Annotated in this window: 4 protein-coding genes; 2 read left to right on the forward strand and 2 right to left on the reverse strand. The window is 56.5% G+C overall.

The annotated features are described in order from the left end of the window. The first annotated feature begins 70 nt into the window (after positions 1 to 70). A complete protein-coding gene (locus AC6FTP_RS25035) occupies positions 71 to 430 on the forward strand; it encodes an SGNH/GDSL hydrolase family protein (RefSeq protein ID WP_497209632.1) in 360 nt (119 codons plus the stop codon). Positions 431 to 513: 83 nt separating this feature from the next. Further along, a complete protein-coding gene (locus AC6FTP_RS25040) occupies positions 514 to 1,644 on the forward strand; it encodes an alpha/beta hydrolase family protein (RefSeq protein ID WP_497209633.1) in 1,131 nt (376 codons plus the stop codon). Positions 1,645 to 1,889: 245 nt separating this feature from the next. On the opposite strand, the gene AC6FTP_RS25045 is transcribed toward AC6FTP_RS25040, so the two are convergent. Continuing rightward, a complete protein-coding gene (locus tag AC6FTP_RS25045; RefSeq protein ID WP_497209634.1) occupies positions 1,890 to 4,235 on the reverse strand; it encodes a serine protease in 2,346 nt (781 codons plus the stop codon). Positions 4,236 to 4,333: 98 nt separating this feature from the next. Further along, positions 4,334 to 5,661 (reverse strand): DUF1501 domain-containing protein (locus AC6FTP_RS25050; protein ID WP_497209635.1); only part of this gene is annotated, 1,328 nt, incomplete at its 5' end.

The raw sequence follows: 5,661 nt of genomic DNA on the forward strand, positions 1-5,661 counted from the left end.
CGAGCACTCGGGGGAGAAGAGCAAGAACCGGAGGAGGATTGGGTTTCAGCCGAGTTGATCGGCGGAGAAATTGCTTTTCAAGGGGCCGGGCGAGTTGGCTCTGGATGTGGCGCTGGAACGGGGTGTGAGGGGGCTGACTGGCGCGAACGGCTTCGATGCGCCAGCGCGCGACCAACTCATACGCACGATCGGTGAAGTGAGCGACGCGCATCTTTTCGTCGCCACCATCCTCCCGCAGAAAGCACAACGCGCAGGCTGGGAGAAAGTGGACGCCTACAACGCCTCGCTGCCCGCCATTGTCGCCGCGCAGAAGGCCGCCGGAAAACGCATCACCTTCGTGGACATGCACGCCGCGATCACCACGGATGATCTATGGCCCGACGGCGTCCACCCGAATCAAGCGGGAATGGACAGGATGGCTGCGACTTGATTCGCGGCGCTGAGGACATCTCTATAAAATATTTCGATGAACCAGGGTCATATGGAGTGCAATCCATGTGTAACTCACCCGTAATGATCATGATGAATACAACACTGCTCCCCGCTTACTCCATTCTTTTCTTGCTGACCATTGCCGCAGCCGAAGAGAAATCTACCAGACCTCCATCACCCTATTATGAAGAAGTTGTCGCCTCTTCCAACCCTCTCCGCACGCAGCAGGCGAAGGAGTTGGATGAATACATCATCGCGCTGAAGAATGATGACAGTCGCCTGCGAACTGTGCTCCGGCCTGATTTCGCCTCGCCAGCGGCTTATGAGAAGTCCACGCAGGATTATCGCAAACTCTTCGCTGAGAGCATTGGTTATCCACCTCCAGGTGCGGCCGCACAGGATGCTCCAAGTTTTGACAAGATCGGTGAAGACAGCATTGGCACCTATTACCGTGCATCTATCCCAGTGGTGGCGGGTGTTCACGCGGAGGGCATCTACATTGTACCGAAAGAGCTCAAGGGAAAGGCTCCACTGATCATCTCCATGCATGGCGGTGGCGGATCACCCGAAGTGGCCTTGTTCAATGGCGGTGCGAATTATCACGACATGGTGCGCGGCGGTGTGAAGCGCGGCTATGTTGTCTTTGCCCCACAGCATCTGTTTTCCGCAGATGGTTACCCCAAGGACATCAGAAGGCAGATTGATGAGCGCATGAGACTCGTGGGAACCAGCCTCACTGCGGTGGAGATCGCCAAGATCACCCGCAGCATCGATGTTCTCCTAACACGGCCGGAAGTTGATCCGCAGCGTGTCGGCATGGTAGGGCTCTCCTATGGAGGCTACTATACACAGGTAACGCCGGCACTGGACCCACGCATCAAGGTGTCCGTCTCAAGCTGCTATTATGGGGTTCAGGAAGGCCGCTATGAGCGCGATGAACTTTCAGTCCCAAGTGATTTCAAATTCAAGGACCGCTTTGCCTTGTTCCGTGACTCGGATTTGGCGGCACTGATTTGTCCGCGTGCTCTACAGATTCAGGCTGGCAGCACGGATGATAATGATCATCGTGAACCAGGGAAAGTTCTGGCACCTGTCTCGAGAAGCTATTATGAGAAGCTAGGAATCACAGATCGCTTTGAGCATCTCGTTTTTGAAGGCCGCCATGAGTTTCATGACGAGTCGGCATGGGCGTTTGTGAAGAAGCATCTTTGAGCGAGAGAGCGCCATTACCTGCTAGGAAATTGCTTTTGAGGGCGCCGGGGCGAGTTGGCCCTGGGCGTGGAGGGGACGGGGTGTGAGGGCTGCTACAAGATGCAGTTGGCTTTGAGGAATTGATACACATCCCGATAAAATCGAGATCGGCGGCATGAATCATTCGGCGGCATGAATCATGGATGTCGCGGGCAAAGCCAAGCCCACAAAGATGCAACGTGCGGTAAGTGTTCGGGCTGTGAGCATTATTTCCTCGGGGTTGTGGCTGCGGAGGCGACTTGAGCGGCTTTGATGGAAACCTTAATTGGTTCCGATACAAGAATATCGATGATGTCCTTCGGTGCGGCGGCAGCAGTGACGGTCTTCAAGAGTTGAGTGGCGTCGGCCATCGCGACTTCAGCCAACTTTTGTTTCCCTGCGGCGATCTTCGCAGCGTTGGCGGCTTCGATCTTCTCAGCGGTTGGCGCAGTGGTGACTTTGCCAGTAAGGTTTTTTGCTGCAGCGGTGAGGGTTTTGACTTCCTGTGCAGCTTTCTTGAGCTGTTCCTCAGCCATCTTAACCTCGTCTTGGTTGGGGTGATATTTGGTGATCCCAATACCCTTAAATGCGAGTGTGTAATCACCAGGTGGAGTCTTTAATGCCGCAAGATCAAGAACTGCCTCGGATGTGGCGGCTTTGATGGGCACGTCCATCTCCTTCATGTCCCCAAAAAAGGTGCCGTATGCCTTAAATTTAACGGAAGTGCCGTTGAACTCGTTTCTCCATGTGAGCTTGTGCGGTATCTTCAAAATCTCTCCGGCTTTGGCCTCCCAAACTTTATCTTCGCTTCCTGCGATGGTAACGGGAGCCTTCTCTGAGTCACTCACCGACACCGGCACGTCAGCCACGAGACGGGATGTCGGGAAGTCACTCGGGGCGTATACCACAGGCCATTCCATGGAGGCGAGAAGGCATGGGCGCGTCACACTGGCACCATTGATCGTTGCACGACCAAACATTTTCGCGATCGCGAACGCGGGCTTGGCATTCTCAGCAGCGGTGATGAAAATCATGCCCTGCACCTTGCCAGCTGGAATCTTTAAACCGCTTGCAGTCACTCCCTGAGGTAGGCCTTCCATAGCGAGATCGATGTCACCATCGAATCCATCACGTCTCACGACAACCACCTCAAATGCCATCGTTGCACCAGCGCGCAAGGCGATAGGCTTGGATATGGTGCCGAAATCATTTTGGCGAACGGAGATGTGCGCGGCCCAGGCGACGAGCTTAAAATCCGGTGCTGCCTGCCGAATGATGAGGCGATAGACGTTGCTCGCGTCACTGCGTGTGCCACCGAATAAATCCCGCACTTGCAGGCGATAATCTCCGTCCTCTTTGATCTCAACTTTGCCCAGCACATCGGGGGACCCTGCATCATATGGCGGGCCATTGTAAGAGGAGGCGGGGACATAAGTGCCGGGCTTCATCGGGCTTGGGATGTCATAAAGCTCGGCCACGTCCTTAAGCGTCTCCTTGTCTCCGATCTTGGTGACACGTTGCACAAGAACAAACGGATCAGTAGGCAGACCGAGTCGCTCAGAGGCAACCTCAACCCACCAGGTCTCACCCTTCTTTGCTGAGAACTCAAAGGTGTCGACATCCGCCGCTGGGAAAAAACTGCCCGCAATGTCGCAAGGCAACGTCATCTTCTTTGCCTGCGCAGGCTGATTATTTGGCTCAGCTTCATTCGTCTTCGCCGTTGCGGCCAAGCCTTCCGGTGGCCAAGACATGGAACTCACTGACGCCGTGGCTGGCTGGCGCGGCACGGGGCCATTGCCCGCAACCTCCTGCAACGCCAACCTGTAAAAATGCTGAACTCCACCTTGGAACGTTAGGCTGTGAAGCTTGATCAGATAGGTGCTGTCGGCAGGCGGCGTAAAATCGAGAACTCCACCCGTGCGATTCACCAGCAAATCACGTCCTTGAGCATCGGCGATAATCACCACCGGGGTTAGTTTTGAGTCAATCCCTGTCGCTGCGCAATCCACGACGACGCGCTTACCCTTCGCACCTTGGAATGAATAGAAATCCACCAACCGCTTGGTGGTCGCCGCGTTGCAGACAGAGTTCAGTTTCATTGCCATGGCAGTTTCCACCGAATTGTTTGGCAAACCGCGAGTCACCTCTTGCAGACGACCCACCGAGAAAGCGCGCGCCGCCGAAATACCCAGGCGCGACAGCACTCTCGCATCATGCACGCCAGTGGGTGCATCTGCCGCAATGGTGACAAGAAATTTGTTCTCCACGGATTTTCCATCCGCACCAATGACTGGTTTAGCGGTGATCTTGGGTGTCGAAAAAAGCAGAGCATTTACCTTTTCAATATTTTCGCCAGTGATGCTGACCTCAACATTCGTGCCAACTTGTCCACCCATCGGTATCACCGTAAGTAACCGAGGCGCATGAAGACAGACTTGTTGAGAGAAACTCGTCGTGACTGGCCCAAAGCCCACCAGACCGAGGGCGAAGGGGATGCCTATTCTTGAAAGCCTGCTTTTTACAGATCCCACCCCAATTTTTCGATGAGTGTGTCGCTGAATGTGAATCATCATTTCTTCGGGATTTCTGCTAGCAAATTGCTTTTGAAGGGGCCGGGTCGAGTTGGCCCTGGACGTGGAGCGGGGACGGGGTGTGAGGGGCTGACTGGCCCTCACATCAGCTCCGTCATCGGCAGATTGCCATCGACCAAATACTGCGGCCTGCCGGTGAGATCCGTGAGCGTAGCTTTCGTCACGTCGATGCCCATTTGTTTATACAACGTGGCAAAGACTTCGCCGAAGGCGACAGGGCGGTCGGTGGGTTCACCGGCATGCTTGTCGGTGGCTCCGATCACTTGTCCGTGACGCATGCCGCCGCAGGCGAGCAGCGCGGAGGCAACACGCGGCCAGTGATCGCGGCCACCTTTGGCGTTGATCATAGGCGTGCGACCAAATTCGCCCCAAACAACAACGGAGACATCTTTGTCCAATCCACGCTCATGCAGATCGGTGATGAGCGCGGTCAGTCCGGCATCGAGCAGTGGAAGATCTTCGCGGAGCTGGCCGAAGTTGTTCGAATGATAATCCCAGCGGCTGAAGGCAAGTGTGACGACACGCGCACCGGCTTCCACGAGCCGACGCGCCATGAGGAAGTGGCTGGTGAGGCGCGGACCACCGTCGTCGCGGTTGCGGTTTTCGCCTTTGCCGTAGCGCTCGACGATGCGCGGGTCTTCGCGGTTCAAATCGAGCGCGTGAAGCAGCTTGGGGCTCGTCAGCACATTGAGCGCCTGCTCATTGAAGACATCCACACCGCCCATGAGTCCGGTGGCGTCGAGATCGCGGCGCAGGCTGTCAAAACTGTTCAGCAGTGTCTTGCGATCACCGAGACGATCGAGCGTGATGCCATTGAGCGACATGTCCTCCGTGCCGCCGCCGCGATTCGGCTGAAAAGGCGCGTGCGCGACACCGAGATAGCCCGGCTCGCCCGTGCGCGCCCACGGCATGTGACCCATCTTCGGTGCGAGGCCAACGAACGCAGGCATCGCAGGGTTCACACTGCCTTCGAGCTTGGAAACGATGGAGCCCATCGACGGCCAGCCACCAGGCGGCTGACGTTTCGCGCTGCGGCCGGTGAGGCACTGGAAGGCATCGTGGCCGCTGTCGCAGTCGGCCAGCGAGCGGATGAGCGTGCATTTGTCCATCATTTTCGCGAGACGCGGCAAGTGCTCGCAGATCTGGATGCCGGGAACGTTGGTGGAGATGGGTTTGAACTCGCCACGGATCTCGCTGGGCGCGTCGGGCTTCATGTCGAACATGTCCTGGTGCGACGGGCCGCCTGGCAGGAAGACCATGATCGTCGCCTTGTGCGACTTGCCCGTTTTCTGTGCCGACTCAGCGCGCAGCACATCATTCAACGACAACCCACCCATGGCGAGTCCGCCGATCTTGAGGAAGTTTCGACGCGAGACGCCGTCGCAGAAACCGCCGCTGGATTTGGAAT

Source organism: Prosthecobacter sp. (assembly GCF_044378005.1).
Classification (GTDB): Bacteria; Verrucomicrobiota; Verrucomicrobiia; order Verrucomicrobiales; family Verrucomicrobiaceae; genus Prosthecobacter.

Excerpts from the sequence above, each read along its gene's own strand:
- AC6FTP_RS25040 (WP_497209633.1), top strand. The coding sequence starts at position 514 with ATGATCATGATGAATACAACACTGCTCCCCGCTTACTCCATTCTTTTC.
- AC6FTP_RS25045 (WP_497209634.1), bottom strand. The coding sequence starts at position 4,235 with ATGATGATTCACATTCAGCGACACACTCATCGAAAAATTGGGGTGGGA.